We start from the raw sequence: 15,939 nt of genomic DNA, 5'->3' as shown, positions 1-15,939 counted from the left end.
GGCCCCTTGACCTCAAGCTGACTTCAACTTCCATCGTAGGGGGATGACAACCACAGCGCTCGTCACCGGGGCCGCGCGCGGCTTCGGTCTCGCCCTCACCGCGGCCCTCGTGGCGCGCGGCGACACCGTCGTCGTCGACGGCCGCGACGCCGCGGCGCTCGCCGCCGCCACCGCGGACCTCCCCGGGCCCGGCACCGTCGTCGCCGTCCCCGGCGACCTCACCGACGCGGCACACCGCGGGGCGCTCCACGTCGCCGTCCGCCGGGCGGGTGGCCTCGACCTGCTCGTGCACAACGCCGGGACGCTCGGCCCCAGCCCGTTGCCGCGGCTGGCCGAGCTGGCGCCGCACGCGTTCGCCGATCTCTGGGAGACCAACGTCGCGGCACCGCTCGCGCTGACCCGCCTGCTGCTGCCGTTCCTGCGCACCGGACCGGCCGGGACGGTCGTGACGCTGAGCTCCGACGCCGCCGTCGAGGCCTATCCCGGCTGGGGTGGCTACGGCGCGACGAAGGCCGCGCTCGACCAGCTCGCCGCCGTCCTCGGCGCGGAGGAGCCCGGGCTGCGGGTCTACGCGTTCGACCCCGGCGACATGCGCACCGACATGCACCAGCGCGCGTTCCCCGGGGAGGACATCTCCGACCGGCCGGAACCGGCGACGGTCGTCCCGGCCCTGCTCGGGCTGCTGCGGCAGCGGCCGCCGAGCGGCCGGCACCGGGCGGCCGACCTGCTCGAGGCGACACGATGACCGTGTCGTTCGTGCTGCCCGACGGGCTCTCGGCCACCGCGCCGCCCGAGTCCCGGGGCGTACCGCGCGACGGGGTCCGGCTGCTCGTCGCCCGGGCCGGGCGACCGGTCCGGCACCGCCGGTTCCGCGACCTCGCCGCGTCCCTCGCGCCGGGCGACCTCGTCGTCGTCAACACCTCGACAACGGTGCCCGCGGCGGTCGCGGGCACCCGCGGCGACGGCCGCCCCGTCGTCCTGCACGTCAGCGGGCCGGCACCGGGGGCGCCCGACCGCTGGGTCGTCGAGCTGCGCACACCGGGCCGGGAACGCGTCCACGACGGCCGGCCCGGCGAGGTCGTGACGCTGCCCGCCGGGGCGCACGCCGTGCTGGTCGCCGCGCACCCCGATTTGGGTGCGACGACGAGCAGGCTCTGGCGCGCGATCGTGGAAACCGGGACGCCGGGACGCGGACTCGCGGACTGGCTGGAGCTGCACGGCAGGCCGATCACCTACCCGTACCTGGGGACGGTTCCGCCGATCGAGGCGTTCCGCACCGTGCTCGCCAGGCCCGTACGCGGGTTCGCGAGTGCCGAGATGCCCAGCGCCGGACGGCCGTTCACCCGCGCCGTGCTGGACCGGCTCGCGGCACGCGGCGTCGGAGTGGCGGAGCTCGTCCTGCACACGGGCGTCTCGTCACCGGAGGTGGGCGAGCCACCGCTGCCCGAGCGGTTCCGGGTACCCGCCCGCACCGCCGACGCCGTCAACCGGACCCGCGCCGTGGGCGGCCGCGTGGTCGCCGTCGGCACGACCGTCACCCGGGCCCTCGAGACCGTCGCGGACGAGGACGGCACCGTCCGCGCCGGCAGCGGCTGGACCGACCTCGTGCTGGGCCCGCACCGGCCGGCGCGGGTGACGACAGGGCTCGTCACCGGCTGGCACGAGCCGCAGGCCTCGCACCTGCTGCTGCTCGAGGCCGTCGCGGGTCGGGAGCTCGTGGCCGCGGCGTACGGGGCGGCGCTCGCCGAGGGCTACCTGTGGCACGAGTTCGGCGACAGCTGCCTGCTCCTGCCCCGCCACGGACGGTGAGCCGGCCGGCAGGACGGCTCCCGGGACGTGTCGCGCAGCCGGGGACGACCGGGACGCGACCGGCCGCACCGGACCGCCGGCGCCGAACGGCTTCCGCGGTGATCATCCGGGACCGGGTCGTTGCTGCGGGAACGACCGCCGACCGTGTCCGGTGACCGCTCGTCGCCGGGTCGGCGCGACCGGCCGCCGCAGCGCCGACCGTCGAGCGGCGGGCGGTGAGCGCCGACAGGCACCGGATCTGCTTGTCTCCAGCCGTTCACCTTCCGTAATCTCCTGGCCGCAGTCACGATCCGATCACGAGCGACAACCGAGCCGGACTCCCCACCGGCTCCCGGGCCCCGAACCGGATGTCCGCGAGTGACGGCTGATCGCGGAAGGACAGGTCTTGGCAAGCCACCGCTCCCCAGGCGGCAGGCGTGTGCCAGTGGATTCGGCCCCGAACCGAGCCACGTCACGGCACCAGACTGCCCGTAGGCCGCTCGTCACCGAGCAGGCCCGGCGCAACGCTGCGCACACCACCGCCGCCCTCGGCGCGGCCGTGGGCGTGGTCACGACCGGCGCCTTCGCTCTCGTCATGCCCAGCACCACCGGCGCCCCGAGCATCGCCGACGCCGCCGAGATCCCGACGTCGCTGGCCGCCAACGCCGTCGCACTCCCGGTCGACCCCGCTCCCGCCCACAGGTCGTCGTCGACACTGGGCACGCTGTCCCCGGTCTCGTTCGTCGTCAACGCCGCGGACACGCAGACGCCGGCCGACTCGACCGACCCCGACATCGCCGCGCTCGACAAGGGCGGCAAGCTCGCCGACCAGCTCGCCGCGCTGCACGCGCAGGCCGCACAGGAGGCGGCCGAGAACGCGCGGATCGACCAGATCGTCGCCCAGGGCGGGCTCGACGGCTGGATCGCCGAGGCGCTGCGCATCATGGACATGCCGCAGTCCTACGCGCCGGGCATCAAGAAGATCATCATGGCCGAGTCCGGCGGCAACCCCCGCGCGATCAACAACTGGGACGCCAACGCCGCCCGCGGAACACCCTCCCAGGGCCTCATGCAGACGATCCCGTCGACCTTCCGCAAGTTCGTCGCGCCGAGCCTGGCCAACCGGCCGATCACCGACCCGGTCGCGAACATCACCGCGGGTGTCCGCTACATGATCGCGACCTACGGCGTCGACACGCTGGTGTCCGGCGGCCGCAGCAACCACCTCGGCCAGTACATCGGCTACTGACGGCTACGGGCCGCGCCGCCGCCGGACGTCCCGGCCGTCCCCGCACGGCCGCGGTGGCCGGCCGACGACGTGCCCGTAACGTCCCGGTGACACCTCCGTCGCCGCCCGTGATCTCCGGGATGCGAGAATTCCCCACGATGTCCGCGCTGCCCGCTCCCCCCGTCGTCGAGACCGGGACCGCGAGCACCCGCCGCTACCGGCCGGAGCTGCAGGGCCTGCGCGCCCTCGCCGTCGCGCTCGTCGTCGTCTACCACGTGTGGTTCGACCGGATCTCCGGCGGCGTCGACGTGTTCTTCCTGGTCTCGGGATTCCTGATCACCGGGCAGCTGCACCGCACGGCCGCCCGCGGGCCCATCGGGTTCACCCGCACCTGGGGGCGGCAGATCGCGCGGCTGCTGCCGGCGGCGGCGGTCGTCCTGGTCGCGACGGTCGTCGCGGGGCTCGTCGTCCTCCCGGAGGCCCGCTGGCTGCAGACGATCCGGGAGGTCGCCGCCTCGGCGTTCTTCCTGGAGAACTGGCGGCTGGCCGCGGACTCGGTCGACTACTCGGCCCAGCACCAGACCGCCAGCGTCGTGCAGCACTTCTGGTCGCTGTCGATCCAGGTGCAGTTCTACATCGTGTGGCCGCTGCTGGTCGGCGCGGTCGTGCTCGTCGCGGGACGCGCGCGCCTGGACCGCACCCTCACCCGGGTGCTCGCCGCGGTGCTCGTGGCGTCGCTGTCCTACTCCGTCTTCCTGACGATCAGCGACCAGCCGCTCGCCTACTTCCACTCGCTGACGCGGGTGTGGGAGTTCGCACTGGGCGGGCTGCTCGCGCTGTGGATCGACCGCGTCGACCTGCCGCAGAAGCTGCGGGTGCTGCTCGGCTGGACCGGGGTCCTCGGACTCGTCGCGTGCGGCGCGGTGCTGCAGGTCGGGAGCGTCTTCCCCGGGTACGCGGCACTCTGGCCGACGGGCGCGGCCGCATTCGTCCTGCTGGCGGGCGCGACCGGGCACCCCCGCGGCGCCGACCGGTTTCTGTCCACGCGTCCGCTGCGCTACCTGGGCGACATCAGCTACTCGCTGTACCTGTGGCACTGGCCCGTGCTGCTGTACGTCCTCGTCCTCACCGACAGCGCCACCGCCGGGCTCGAGGGCGGCATGTTCGTGATCCTGCTGTCGCTCGTGCTGGCGGTACTGACCCATCATCTCGTCGAGGAACCCATGCGACGACGCAGCCGGTCACCCCTTCGGCAGTACCGGCTCGGCATGGTGGCGCTGGTCCTCGTGCTCGCGTCGGCGGGGGTGTGGCAGGCGGTCGCGCTGGTACGGGCCGACCACGGGGCCGCGATCGGTGACCCCCAGCACCCCGGCGCGATGGCCACCGTCGCGGGCTACGCCCATGTGGACTCCGGCAGCATCGAGCCGCTTCCGCCCATGGTCTCCATCGCCGACGACTGGGCCCGCCAGGACGACGGCTGGACCTGCGGCCCCGACGCCGCCCACCCGCCGCTCGAGACGTGCACGCTCGCCACCGGCGGCGAGCCGGCGCGGCGGGTCGTCGTCGTCGGCGACTCGCACGCGCAGCAGTACCTCGGCGCCCTGCAGCCGATAGCCCAGCGGCACAACTGGGAGATCGTCTCCATGCTGCGCGGCGCCTGCCCGTTCTCGACCACGTCGGACACCGAGCCCGGGAACACCGAGTGCCTCGACCGCAACGGCGCCGCGATCCAGGCGATCCTCGACATGCGTCCGGACGCCGTGTTCACCCTGGCCAGCCGCGACGTCCGGGCGGGCCGGACCGAGCAGACGCCGGCGGGATTCGTGGAGGCCTGGACGCGGCTGTCCGACGCGGGGATCCCGGTCCTGGCGGTGCGCGACAACCCGCGCTTCGACTTCCGCCCGCCCGACTGCGTGCAGGAGAAGGGCCGCGGCGCGCCGGAGTGCGGTGCCGAGCGCGACGCCTGGTACCCCGCGGTGCCGTCGTACGTCGCGGCCCCGAACGTCCCGCCCAACGTGCGTTTCCTCGACTTCAGCGACCTGCTGTGCACGCCCGACGGGCAGTGCCCGGCCGAGATCGGCAACGTGCTGGTCTACATGGACGACAACCACCTCACCGCCACGTTCACCGCGTCGATGGCGCCCATCGTCGAGCAACGGATCGACGCCGCGCTGGGGTGGTGACGGGCGCCGGGCCCCGGGCGGCGCCTCAGTCCAGGACCGGGCGGGCCCGCTCGTCGCCCACCGCGACGACGTCCCCGGCCCGCAGCTGGGCGCCGCGGCGGGTCTCGAGCCGGCCGTTGACCTGCACGGCCTCGGACTCGACGAGCTCGCGCGCGTGCACACCGTCCTCGGCGAGGCCGGCGAGCTTGAGGAACTGGCCGAGCCGGATGGGCTCCTCGCGGATCGGGATCTGACGGATCGGGGGCCTGGTGGGCATGCCGCCCATCATCCCCGGCCGCTCGGCGCCGCCCCGAGCAGCTCCGCGTGCAGCGCCCGGCTCACCGGCCCCGGGACGGCGCCGAGGTCGTCGCGCAGCACCCGGGTGAGCCGCTCGTAGACCTCCAGCGCGGCACCGCGGTCGCCGCGACGGTCGAGCGCGCGCATCAGCAACCGGTACCCGGTCTCGGAGAGCGGGTCCTCGTCGACCAGCGCGCGGGCGCTGCGCTCGGCGCTCGCGAGCTCGGTCGGCCCGAGCTGCAGGCACGCCTCCGCGTAGCAGGTCAGCGCCCGGCGCCGGTCGTGCGCGAGCTCCTCGCGGCGGCGCAGCACCCAGGGCTCGTCGAAGTCGGCGAGGAACGTGCGCTGCAGCACGAACAGCGCGCTCAGCGCCTCGGTCCAGGCCCGCCTCCAGTCGCGCTGCGCCGTCGCGGCCTCGGCGGCGTGCAGTGCGGCCCCGGCGACGGCGCCGTCGACGATCGACCCCTCCGGCAGGACCAGCTGCAGACCGGACCGGCCCCGGATCTCCGCGGGCGCGGCCAGGGCCCGGACCTTGGACAGCAGCGCGGTGAACGTCGCATAGGCGCCGTCGGGCGGGGCCGCCGGTGCCCACAGCCGTTCCACGACCGTCCTGCGGTCGACCGGGCCGTGCCGCGCATCGGCCAGCAGCGCGACCAGCAGCCTGCCGCGCCGGCCGGGCAAGGCCTGCTCGACGGACCTGCCGTCGACCGCGAGCGCGAAGCGTCCGTGCAGCTGGATCCGGACCACGACGCACAATTGCAGGTTTTCGGCAGGGTCGGTGTCAATACTTTCGGATCGGCAAGGGCGCCGGAGCCGGCGCCGCGGAGTCCGACGATCGGAGCAGCTGTGAACCAGGTGACCTGCGAGTGCGGTTTCCAGACCCGCGACGCCCAGGAGGGGCCCGTCGTGACGGCGGTGCTCGACCACGTCCGGTCCGACCACCCCGACCTGCAGGGATCGGTGACACCGGAGGTCGTGCGCGGCTGGATCGAGATCGTCCCCGACTAGGGGCGCCCCTCGGCGGCCTCGGCTCGCGCTCCCGGAGGAGTTTGGGCCCTGGTGAGGCCGCGGCCGTGCCCGGCAGGGTGGACGGCATGACGAACCCGCGCAGGGCACGGATCGCGATCGTGACGGGCGGCGCGTCGGGGATCGGGAGGGGCCTCGGCGCGGCACTCGTCACCCGCGGCGACACCGTCGTGCTGGCCGACGTCGACATCGAGGGGGCGACGTCGGCCGCGGACGCCATGTCCGCCCGCGGTCCCGGGACCGCCGTGGCCACCGAGCTCGACGTCCGCGACGGGTCGGCCGTCGAGAAGCTGGTCGCCGACACCGTCGACGCCCGCGGCGGGCTCGACATCATGGTCAACAACGCCGGGCTCGGCATCGGCGGCCCCGTCGAGGAGCTGACGTCCGCCCACTGGGACCGCGTCGTCGACGTCAACCTGCGGGGCGTCGTGCACGGGGTGCACGCGGCCTATCCCGTCATGGTCGAGCAGCGGCGCGGGCACATCGTCAACACGGCGTCGATGGCCGGGCTCGTCCCGTGCCCGGGGCTGACCTCCTACGCGACGACGAAGTGGGGGGTCGTCGGGCTGTCGCTGAGCCTGCGCGCCGAGGCCGCCCGGTACGGCGTACGCGTCACGGTCGTGTGCCCGGCGGGAGTGGACACCCCGTTGCTCGACAAGGGCCCGCCGTCCGATCTGCCGCGCATCCCGTCCGACGACACTGTCGACACCCGCAGGATGATCACGAAGATGAGCGGCGGGAAGCTCTACGACGCCGACACGCTGGCCGCCGACGTGCTGCGCGCCGTCGACCGCAACAAGGCGCTCGTGGCCGTGCCCCGGTACGCGGGCCTGATGTGGCGGTTGACCCGCCTCTCCCCCGCGGGGATGACGCGGCTGAGCAGCATCATGGCCGCACGCGCGATGCGCTGACCGTGCGTGGCTGGCGGAGGCGTGCCGGTCGCCTCAGGCGGCGACGTAGGGCAGGGTCAGCGGGCCCTCCGGGAGCACGCACACGCGCGCGTCGGGACCCGCGGTGGCGAGGGCCTCGTCGACGGTGGCGCGGACGTCCTCGCACGGCAGCAGGTGCGCCGAGCGCAGGTCGTCGGCGTCGAGGAAGTCGGTGCGGACCGCCACCTGCGCCCGGTCGAGGACGCGGGCCAGCACCTGCACCTGCCACTGGTCCGGGACGGTCCGCTCGCGGGCGGCGATCGACTCCAGCAGCGCGCGCGGGGAGTCGGCGGAGGCCAGCACCTCGCGGAACGAGCCGTGGTCGGGGAAACCGTCGCGGCACTCCGCGGCGCAGACGATCCGCCCGCCGGGGCGCACGACGGTCGCGGCCGCCGACATGCCCTTGACCGCCTGGTAGAGGTTCTGGTCGAGGGGGTGCCCGGCGTTGGTGGTGACGACGACGTCGAACAGCCCGTCGACCGGGACCATGGCGACGCGGCGCGCCTCCTCCCGCGCGACGGCGTGCATCGCGAGCACCTCCCCGCCGAACGCGGCGACGACGCGCTGGTCGCGGTCGAGGATGACGTCGCAGGCGAAGTCGACGCCGGTCGCCGCGGCGATGGCGCGGACGTCGTCGTGGACGGGGTTGCCCTCACAGATCCCCCAGATCGCCTTCGGGTCCCCGATCCGCCGGGCGTCGTGCAGCGTCAGGACGGTCTCCAGCGCCGCGAGCCCCGGCGCGACGAGCTTCGGACCGCCGCTGAAGCCGGCGAAGAAGTGTGGTTCCACGAAACCGGTCGTGAGCCGGACGTCGGCCTCCACCCAGTCGCGGGCGAGCCAGACGGGCACGTCGGCGCCGTGGCGACCGCGCCACACCAGGGTGGACTCGTCGCGCGCGTCGTGGTTGACGACCCGGTAGGTCCCGAGGATCTCCTTGCCCAGCATGGCGAGCAGCTCGTCGTCGGTGTTGCCGCGGTGGGTGCCGGTGGCCACCATGATCGTCACGTCGTCGGGTGCGACGATCCCGTCGAGCTCGGCGAAGATCTCGGTGAGCATCAGCTCGCGCGGCTGCGGGCGGGTGCCGTCGCAGATCGAGATCGCGACGCGCTGCCCCGGCCGGACGACCTCCCGCAGCGGCGGCCCTGCGACCGGGTTGCGCAGCGCGTCGCGGACGAGCTGCTCCGGTGGCGTCGTCACCGTCAGGTGCCGTGGCTCGACGACCGTCGTCCGGCCGGCCGGTAGGTCCACCTCCAAGCCGCTGTGGCCGTATGCGAGTCGGACCGTGCGCTCACCCACCGTTGTTCCCCTCCCGGCAACCGTCCATCGACGACAGGCTGCCGTATCCGGGACGACACTGCGACGGTGCGGCCATTCGTCGCACCAGCGATTCCGCCGAACGGACCTGGTGGCCGCCGTGCGCGACGTGGATAACGTAACGGCGCCCACGCCCGACATCCCTCACGGAACCGGATTTCCCCGGTCCCTTGCCGCTCCCCAGGCGACGCACCCGACGACGGGCAGGTCAGCCCGCCGTCACCGCTCCATGTCCGTTTTCCGCACGTCCGACGCGCGAGGTGCTCGGCACCCCGCCCTCCAGGAGGAAAACCTCTGTGACCGGACCGATCCCCACGACCGAGAACGTGCCCGAATTCCCGGTCGCCATGCGCGGGTACGAGCGCAGGCAGGTCGACGAGTACGTCGCCGAGCTCGTCGAGAAGCTCGGGCGCATGCGTACCGAGATCGCCGAGGGACAGCGCAAGCTCCGCCTCGCGACCGAACATGCCGAGGCCACCGAGCGCGAGCTGCGCGAGGCCCGCAACCGGCCGGCTCCGGAGCCGGCCGCGCCGACCGAGGAGGGTTTCGGCTTCCGCGCGGAGAAGCTGTTGCGCATGGCCGAGCAGGAGGCGACGGAGTTGCGCGCCAACGCCTCCCGGGAGGCGTCCGGCATCGTCGAGAAGGCGCGCACCGAGGCCGAGCAGCACCGCCACGAGGTGGAGCAGAGCCTGATCAGCCGGGCCTCGGCGATGGAGCAGCAGGCCGCGCAGCGTGCGTCGGAGCTGCAGGACCGCGAGCAGCAGATCGCCGACCAGCTGGCCGCCGCCCGCGAGCAGGCCGACGAGCTGCACGCCAACGCCGCCCGGGCCGCAGAGCGGCTGCGCCAGGAGTCCGAGGCCGCAGCCGAGGAGACCCGCAAGGTGGCCGAGCAGGCCGCGCGGCGTCGCGAGGACAAGGCGAACCAGGAGGTCGAGCGCCTCACGGCCGTGCAGGCCGACGTCCGCGCCGAGCTGAGCCGGCTCGCCGGCGTGCTGGGCAAGGAGCTGGGACAGCCGGCCCCGGCCCCGCGCGAGGGCTCCGGGTCCGTCCCCGGCCGCCGCGGCGCCCACGCCTCGCAGGCCGCCACCTGACGCCGACCATCGCGGCGCCGGTTCCCGACGGGTACCGGCGCCGCGACGTGTCGGGCCGGCGTGCCGCGGTCCGCGAGCGCCGCCCGAGATCCGGATCGCCCTGGGCCCCATGCCCTGCAGCGCCGGCAGGCCCTACGCCGGGATGCCGCCGAGCTGCGCGACCCGGGTGCGGCCCGCCGGGGTCGGCGCGCCCGTCGCGGGCCGTCCGGTCCCGCGCGGCGGGTCACCGTCGGTGGCGCCGCTCGTCCACCCCCCGGCCCGGTGTCGCCGTCGCGTCGCCGGCCAGCTCGGCCGTCGCCTTCTGCTGGAGCGCGGCGGCCTCGGTCATGAACCGGTCGACGACCGCGATGGCGATCGAGGACGCCGTGACGCTGGCCCGCTGCCTGCGCGACCATCCGTCGATCGACTCAGCTTTCGCCGGGTACGAGTCGCAGCGCCGCGAGCGGGTGGAGAAGGTCGTCAGGCAGGGCAGGCGCAACGGGTCGGGCAAGACCGCCGGGCCGGTCACGCGGGTCATCCGCGACAAGGTGATCATGCCGCTGGTCGCCGCCCGGGCGGCACGGACCGGTGCAGGCCCGAGCGAGTGGCTGTTCGGCCACCACATCGAGTGGGACGCGCGCGTCGGCTGACGGCTGCACCTGCGCACCACGGCCGGGACCGCCCGGCTACTTCATCGTCGCGAGCTGGATGAGGTTGCCGCAGGTGTCGTCGAGTACCGCGGTGACGACGGGCCCGAAGTCGGTGGGCTCCTGGGTGAACACCACGCCCAGCCCGGTCAGCCGCTCGTGCTCGGCGTACACGTCGTCGACCGCGAACTGCGTGAACGGGATGCCGTCGGCGACGAGCGCCTCCTTCAGCGGCTTCGCGGCGGGGTGCCCGTCGGGCTCCAGCAGCAGCTCGACCCCGTCCGGCACCGCAGGCGAGACGACGGTGAGCCACCGCGCCTCGCCCATCGGCACGTCGGTCTTCTTGAGGAACCCGAGCTTCTCCGTGTAGAAGGCCAGCGCCTTCGCTTGGTCGTCGACCCACACGCTGGCGAGGTTGATCCTGATCACGGGTCGGTTGCCTCCCTCTCGACGGGCCACCGCTCGACGATCGCCCGCAACGGGCTGGTGTCGATGTGGTGGAACTTGTACCGGCCCTGGCGCCGGGTGTGCACCAGGCCGGCCTGCTCGAGGACGGCGAGGTGCTGCGAGATCGCCTGCCGCGACGAGGTGAGGCCGTGCCGCATGACCAGCCGGCCGCACAGCTCGAAGAGGGTCTGGCCGTCCCTCTCGATCAGCTCGTCGAGGATCGTTCGTCGCGTCGCGTCGCCGAGCGCCTTGAACAGGTCGGCGTCCACCACCGGATTTATACGCAAGTCACCACTTGCGTGTCAACGCTCACCAGGGCACGACACCCGCGTCCTCGAAGAACCCGCCCGTCGGCCCGCCGTCGGGCAGCGTCGCGAGCCGGATGGCCGTCGCCGCGCCCTGCTCCGGTGTCCGGTGGCCACGGTGGCCGTTGAGATCCGTCGCGACGTAGCCGGGGCACGCGGCGTTGACCAGGATGTTCGTTCCCTGCAGCTCCTTGACGTACTGGATGGTCACCGCGTTGAGGAAGGTCTTCGACGGCGCGTACGCGGCCGAGATCGGGCCGACGTCGCCCCCCTGGCTCTGGCGTGTCAGCGAGGCGACGCCGCTGGACATGTTCACGATCCGTGGCGACGTGGAGCGCCGCAGCAGCGGCAGCATCGCGTTGGTGACGCGGATGACCCCGAGCACGTTGGTCTCGACGACCGTCCGCACCGTCGCGAGGTCGACGACCGTCGGCTCCTGCGGCCCACCGCCGGTGATGGCCGCGTTGTTGACCAGCACGTCCAGCCGACCGGCCCGCTCCTCGAGCAGCCGGGCCGCAGCGGCGACGCTCTCGTCGTCGGTGACGTCCAGCGGTACACCGAACGCGTCGACGCCCGCGGCCCGAAGCTTCTCGACGGCCACGGCGCGACGCCCGTCGTCACGCGCACCGACCCCGACCGACATCCCGCGCGCGCCGAGGCCCGCCGCGATCTCGTACCCGATCCCCTTGTTCGCGCCGGTGACCAGCGCGATCGTGCGTTCGCTCATGCGGTCCACAGTGCGCCCGGAGTGGTCGCGCGCTCCAACACCGATCGGGTCGCCGTCGATATCACCGCGGTATCGACGCAGGTCCACACGGGTACTGTGGGTGTGGTGGAGACACGGGAGCTGCGGTATTTCGTCGCCGTCGCCGAGGAGCTGCACTTCGGGCGGGCGGCCCGGCGCCTCGGGATCGCCCAGCCCCCGCTGTCACGGGCGATCGGCCTGCTCGAGCGCAGGCTCGGAGCGACGTTGCTCGAGCGGACCAGCCGCTCCGTGACACTGACCGAGGCCGGGGAGGTGCTCCTGCGCGAGGGCCGCGCCGCGCTCGCCGCGATCGACGCCGCCGAGCGCCGCACCCGCCGCGCGGCAGCCGGGAGCAGCGACGCCGGGCTGGTGCTCGTCACGAAGGCGGGCGCGTCGAACGAGCTGCTGGCGAAGCTGCTCGACGCCTACGCGGCCGAGCCCGGCGCCGTCCCCGTCGACGTCGTGCTCTGCGGACGCGGCGAACAGGAGCCGATGCTGCGCGACGGCCGCGCCGACGTCGCCCTCCTGCACCGGCCCTTCGACTCGACGACCGGATTCGACTGCGAGGACCTGCACACCGAGGGGCAGGTGGTGCTCCTGCCCGCGGGACACCCGCTGACCAGCCACAGCCGGCTGCGCACCGACGACGTCGCCGCGGTACCCGGGCTCCCGCAGCCGCGCTGGCCCCGCCGCGACGGCACCTACCCGGCGGGCCCCGGTCCGGAGGTCCGCGACCACTCCCAGCTCCTGCAGCTGATCGCCCTCGGCCGGACGCTCGCGGTGCTGCCCGAGTCGGTCCGCGTCCACCTGCGCGACGATGTCGTCGCCATCCCCCTGGTCGACGCCCCCGCGGTGACCACGGTGATCGCCTGGCCCCCGCAGAGCCGGTCGCGCGCCGTCGCCGACCTCGTCCGGAGCGCGGCGCGGCTCTGACCGGCCGATGAGTTCCGGTGCGGTCGCGGGTCTGCATCTCGACACCGAACGGGACCGCATCCTGGGGGACCATCATGACCGCCACGTACACCTTCGACGTCTTCTCCAGCCTCGACGGCTTCGGCGCAGCCGGCGGCGACTGGACCGGCTACTGGGGCAAGCAGGGCCCCGAGCTCCTCGACCACCGCCTCGACCTGTACCGCGAGGAACAGCGGATGGTGTTCGGCGCCAACACGTTCCGCGCGTTCACCCAGATGCTGGCCCCGGATTCCGGGATCGACGAGGTCCGCGACCCGTGGGTGACGCGGATGACGACGATGCCGGCGACCGTCGTCTCGACGACGCTGCGGGAGCCCCTCGACTGGCCGGACGCGACGGTCGTCAGCGGTGACGCCGTCGACGTCGTCGCCCGGCTCAAGAAGGAGTCCGACGTGCCGCTGCGCTCGCACGGCAGCCTCGCGATGAACCGGGCGCTGATGGGCGCGGGCCTGGTCGACCTCGTCCAGGTGACGCTGTTCCCCGTGATCACCGGCCGCACGGGGCTGGGCCCGATCTTCGCGGGCGCGGCGGACTTCGACCTCGAGCTCGTCTCGCAGCGCACGCTCGACCGCCACATCCAGGAGCTCGTCTACCGCCCGACGCTCCACCCCTGAGTCCTCCCCCGCCGACCGGTCCCCGGCGAGCCGGTGGCCGTGCCGTTCAGGCCACTGGCGAGCCGGTGGCCGTGCCGTTCAGGCCGGCGCCCACGTCCGGAGCTTCGCGGGGTTGCGGACCGCCCAGATGCGCGTGATCCGGCCGGCCACGACGTCGAAGGCGAAGACCGTGAGGGTCGCCCCGTCCTTCCGGGCGACCAGGCCGGGCAGGCCGTTGACGGTGCGTTCCAGCAGCGTCACTCCGGGCGCCACGCGGGAGATCTCGACGTAGGCGCGGGCCACCTGCTCACCGCCACGGATCGGCTCCCGGTGCGCGGGCACGACTCCGCCGCCGTCGGCGACCGCCACCACGTCCGGGTCGAGGAGCCCGACAAGCGCGGCGATGTCCTTGGCCTCCCACGCCCGCCGGAAGTCCCGGACGACCGCGGCCTGTCCGGCCGCCCCGGAGACCGCGGCCGGGGCCGCCCCGATCCGGCGCCGGGCGGACGTCGCCAACTGCCGGCAGGCCGCCGGGGTGCGCCCGACGACCTCGGCGACCTCGGCGAACGGGTAGCGGAACACGTCGTGCAGGACGAACGCGACCCGCTCGGCCGGGGTCATGGCGTCGAGCACCACCAGGAACGCCATCGTCACGGACTCGTCGAGCGTCACCTGTGAAGCGGGATCGGCCGGGTCGGCGGGTTCGGGCAGCGGCTCGGGGACCCAGTCCCCGACGTACGTCTCGCGGGCGGCCCGCGCCGAGCGGAGCTGGTCCAGGCACACCCGCCCGGCGACCCGGGTCAGCCAGGCGCCCGGGTTCCCGATGCCGCGGCGGCCCTCGTCGGAAAGGCCGTACCAGCGTGCGTAGGTCTCCTGCACCGCGTCCTCGGCCTCGGCGAGCGAGCCCAGCAGGCGGTAGGCGAGGTTGAGCAGCTGCCGTCGCTCGCGCACGACCACGTCGATCGCGGGATCCGTACCGTCGGTCATGGGCCCTCCCGTCGTGTCCACACTTCCCTACTCGACGCGCCGGACCGGCGTTCTGTGAGGCGCCACCTCACAAAGCGGCCCACTGCGTCGTCGAACCCGGGTGAGCCGCACGGCTCCAGGACACCCGAGGAGAGACATGACCGACCAGGCCATCGCCGACCGCGTCGAGATCGAGGCGCTGCGGGGCGAGTACAGCGACGCGGTGATGATGCGCGACCGCGCGCGCCTCGCATCCCTCTTCACCGCCGACGGTGTGCTGCGGATGCCGAACGTCCCGGTCGAGCTGACCGGACGCGACGAGATCCGCACCGGCGGGGAACGCCTCCAGGCGAACTGGGACTTCTTCGTCCAGACGACGCACCCGGGCTCCATCCGGCTGGACGGCGACGTCGCGACCGGTCGCGCCCACGTCCAGGAGCTCGCCCGCACCCTCGACGGCCGGGAGGGGGTGAACTTCGCGATCTACCACGACCGCTACCGGCGCACGGACGACGGCTGGAAGTTCGCCGAGCGCGTCTACGAGGTCCGCTACCTCGACACCACCCCTCTCGGTGGCGCCGCGCCGGGGCCGGCCGCGTCGTTCGCCGAGGCGGTGCCCGCCGAGCGTCTCGAGAAGGCGGCCGCGGCCCTGGCCGCCAACGGCTTCGGCGTGGAGATCCTCGACGACACCGCAGCTGCGCGCCGCCGGGTCCGGGACCTGCTTCCCGAGGGAGCGGCGGTGTTCACGTCCGCGAGCGAGACGCTGCGGCTCTCCGGCATCGACGCCGACGTCAACACCGGCAGCCGGTACTCCCCCGTCAAGCCGCGTGTCCTGGCCATGGACCGCGCGACCGCCGCCGACGAGATCCGACGTCTGATCTCTGTCCCGGACGTCGTGGTGGGCAGCGTCGCCGCGGTCACCGAGACCGGCTCGATCGTCGTCGCGTCGGGCAGCGGCAGCCAGGTCCCGGCTTGTGCAGGCGGGGCGAGCAGCGCGATCTGGGTGGTCGGGGCGCAGAAGGTGGTGCCCGACCTCGCGACCGCGCTGCGCCGGATCGAGGAGCACGCCCTGCCGCTCGAGAGCGCCCGCACCGAGGCGGCCTACGGTTGGCCCAGCGCCGTCAACAGCCTGCTCGTGCTCAACGCCGAGCAGCGTCCGGGCCGGGTCACGGTCCTGCTGCTGCGGGAGGCCGTCGGCTTCTGAACGCGCGCCGGTCGCGCCCTCCGGACGAGGATGCCGGACCGCACGCCCGCGGCAGCGCGTCGCGGGCGCAGGAACGGGCGGCGCCCCGCCGTCGCGAGGATCGCCTGCCTGACCTCATGATGTTCTCGGTCGTCCGGGCGACGCCCGCCGCCCACGTGTCGGTCTCGAAGCACTCGCCGTCATCGTGAGCCCGTTGCCCCCGTTCGTCCCGAACAGCCCGAGCTTCGGCCTCGGGACAGCACCTTC

General features: G+C 74.0%; 18 protein-coding genes. 11 read left to right on the top strand and 7 right to left on the bottom strand.

What is annotated here, in order from left to right; genetic code table 11:
- Nucleotides 1–43: 43 nt before the first annotated feature.
- From PSD17_RS16665 to PSD17_RS16650, 4 genes are all read left to right on the top strand, one after another.
- Entirely contained in the window at nucleotides 44–745 is a 702-nt protein-coding gene (locus PSD17_RS16665; protein WP_013673359.1) for an SDR family NAD(P)-dependent oxidoreductase, read from the top strand.
- Nucleotides 742–1,809, top strand: coding sequence for an S-adenosylmethionine:tRNA ribosyltransferase-isomerase (locus PSD17_RS16660; protein ID WP_339123395.1), 1,068 nt, complete (start codon nucleotides 742–744; stop codon nucleotides 1,807–1,809). The genes PSD17_RS16665 and PSD17_RS16660 overlap by 4 nt, the downstream gene beginning before the upstream one ends.
- 574 nt (nucleotides 1,810–2,383) lie before the next feature.
- Nucleotides 2,384–3,037, top strand: a complete 654-nt coding sequence (locus PSD17_RS16655; RefSeq protein WP_103379776.1) for a transglycosylase SLT domain-containing protein — start codon at nucleotides 2,384–2,386, stop codon at nucleotides 3,035–3,037.
- Nucleotides 3,038–3,174: 137 nt separating this feature from the next.
- Entirely contained in the window at nucleotides 3,175–5,199 is a 2,025-nt protein-coding gene (locus PSD17_RS16650; protein WP_339123393.1) for an acyltransferase family protein, read from the top strand.
- Nucleotides 5,200–5,224: 25 nt separating this feature from the next.
- On the opposite strand, the gene PSD17_RS16645 is transcribed toward PSD17_RS16650, so the two are convergent.
- Nucleotides 5,225–5,455 (bottom strand): RNA-binding S4 domain-containing protein, encoded by a 231-nt coding sequence (locus tag PSD17_RS16645; RefSeq protein ID WP_041760550.1) that lies wholly within the window; start codon nucleotides 5,453–5,455, stop codon nucleotides 5,225–5,227.
- A gap of 8 nt (nucleotides 5,456–5,463) precedes the next feature.
- Nucleotides 5,464–6,222: an AfsR/SARP family transcriptional regulator gene (locus PSD17_RS16640; protein ID WP_339123391.1), complete on the bottom strand. Its 759-nt coding sequence runs from the start codon at nucleotides 6,220–6,222 to the stop codon at nucleotides 5,464–5,466.
- 99 nt (nucleotides 6,223–6,321) lie between these two features.
- Between PSD17_RS16640 and PSD17_RS16635 the strand changes: the two genes are divergently transcribed.
- Both PSD17_RS16635 and PSD17_RS16630 read left to right on the top strand, forming a co-directional pair.
- Nucleotides 6,322–6,483 carry a hypothetical protein gene (locus tag PSD17_RS16635; protein WP_013673353.1) on the top strand — a complete coding sequence of 54 codons (162 nt, stop codon included), beginning with the start codon at nucleotides 6,322–6,324 and terminating at the stop codon, nucleotides 6,481–6,483.
- An 86-nt stretch (nucleotides 6,484–6,569) separates the two neighbouring features.
- Nucleotides 6,570–7,412: an SDR family NAD(P)-dependent oxidoreductase gene (locus PSD17_RS16630; RefSeq protein WP_339123389.1), complete on the top strand. Its 843-nt coding sequence runs from the start codon at nucleotides 6,570–6,572 to the stop codon at nucleotides 7,410–7,412.
- A 33-nt stretch (nucleotides 7,413–7,445) separates the two neighbouring features.
- Here the strand turns inward: PSD17_RS16630 and larA are convergent, their stop codons facing one another.
- Nucleotides 7,446–8,726 (bottom strand): nickel-dependent lactate racemase, encoded by a 1,281-nt coding sequence (larA, locus tag PSD17_RS16625; protein WP_339123388.1) that lies wholly within the window; start codon nucleotides 8,724–8,726, stop codon nucleotides 7,446–7,448.
- Nucleotides 8,727–9,040: 314 nt separating this feature from the next.
- Here larA and PSD17_RS16620 point away from each other — a divergent pair, with 314 nt between their 5' ends.
- Nucleotides 9,041–9,835, top strand: a complete 795-nt coding sequence (locus PSD17_RS16620; protein ID WP_339123386.1) for a DivIVA domain-containing protein — start codon at nucleotides 9,041–9,043, stop codon at nucleotides 9,833–9,835.
- A gap of 326 nt (nucleotides 9,836–10,161) precedes the next feature.
- Nucleotides 10,162–10,464 (top strand): hypothetical protein, encoded by a 303-nt coding sequence (locus PSD17_RS16615; RefSeq protein ID WP_339123384.1) that lies wholly within the window; start codon nucleotides 10,162–10,164, stop codon nucleotides 10,462–10,464.
- Between the two features lie 36 nt (nucleotides 10,465–10,500).
- Here the strand turns inward: PSD17_RS16615 and PSD17_RS16610 are convergent, their stop codons facing one another.
- From PSD17_RS16610 to PSD17_RS16600, 3 genes are read right to left on the bottom strand one after another with little or no spacing between them, the layout of a single operon-like run.
- A complete protein-coding gene (locus PSD17_RS16610) occupies nucleotides 10,501–10,890 on the bottom strand; it encodes a VOC family protein (protein WP_013673349.1) in 390 nt (129 codons plus the stop codon).
- Entirely contained in the window at nucleotides 10,887–11,177 is a 291-nt protein-coding gene (locus tag PSD17_RS16605; RefSeq protein ID WP_041759319.1) for an ArsR/SmtB family transcription factor, read from the bottom strand. The genes PSD17_RS16610 and PSD17_RS16605 overlap by 4 nt, the downstream gene beginning before the upstream one ends.
- 40 nt (nucleotides 11,178–11,217) lie before the next feature.
- Entirely contained in the window at nucleotides 11,218–11,940 is a 723-nt protein-coding gene (locus PSD17_RS16600) for an SDR family oxidoreductase (RefSeq protein ID WP_013673347.1), read from the bottom strand.
- A gap of 105 nt (nucleotides 11,941–12,045) precedes the next feature.
- On the opposite strand from PSD17_RS16600, the gene PSD17_RS16595 reads away from it, so the two are divergent.
- Together PSD17_RS16595 and PSD17_RS16590 are read left to right on the top strand one after the other, a co-directional pair.
- Complete coding sequence (locus PSD17_RS16595) at nucleotides 12,046–12,891, top strand: LysR family transcriptional regulator (protein ID WP_339123380.1); 846 nt, start codon at nucleotides 12,046–12,048, stop codon at nucleotides 12,889–12,891.
- A gap of 74 nt (nucleotides 12,892–12,965) precedes the next feature.
- Entirely contained in the window at nucleotides 12,966–13,544 is a 579-nt protein-coding gene (locus PSD17_RS16590; RefSeq protein ID WP_041759310.1) for a dihydrofolate reductase family protein, read from the top strand.
- A gap of 78 nt (nucleotides 13,545–13,622) precedes the next feature.
- On the opposite strand, the gene sigJ is transcribed toward PSD17_RS16590, so the two are convergent.
- The gene (gene sigJ, locus PSD17_RS16585) at nucleotides 13,623–14,510 is read right to left on the bottom strand and encodes an RNA polymerase sigma factor SigJ (RefSeq protein ID WP_013673331.1); all 888 of its coding nucleotides are present in this window, start codon (nucleotides 14,508–14,510) and stop codon (nucleotides 13,623–13,625) included.
- Between the two features lie 136 nt (nucleotides 14,511–14,646).
- Here sigJ and PSD17_RS16580 point away from each other — a divergent pair, with 136 nt between their 5' ends.
- Complete coding sequence (locus PSD17_RS16580; protein WP_103379735.1) at nucleotides 14,647–15,693, top strand: nuclear transport factor 2 family protein; 1,047 nt, start codon at nucleotides 14,647–14,649, stop codon at nucleotides 15,691–15,693.
- Nucleotides 15,694–15,939: the final 246 nt, after the last annotated feature.

The sequence above is a fragment of the Pseudonocardia sp. D17 genome, from assembly GCF_036984265.1.
Classification (GTDB): Bacteria; Actinomycetota; Actinomycetes; order Mycobacteriales; family Pseudonocardiaceae; genus Pseudonocardia; species Pseudonocardia benzenivorans.
The sequence above is the reverse complement of the archived record's forward strand: the minus strand, read 5'-3'. Positions and strand labels throughout refer to the sequence as shown.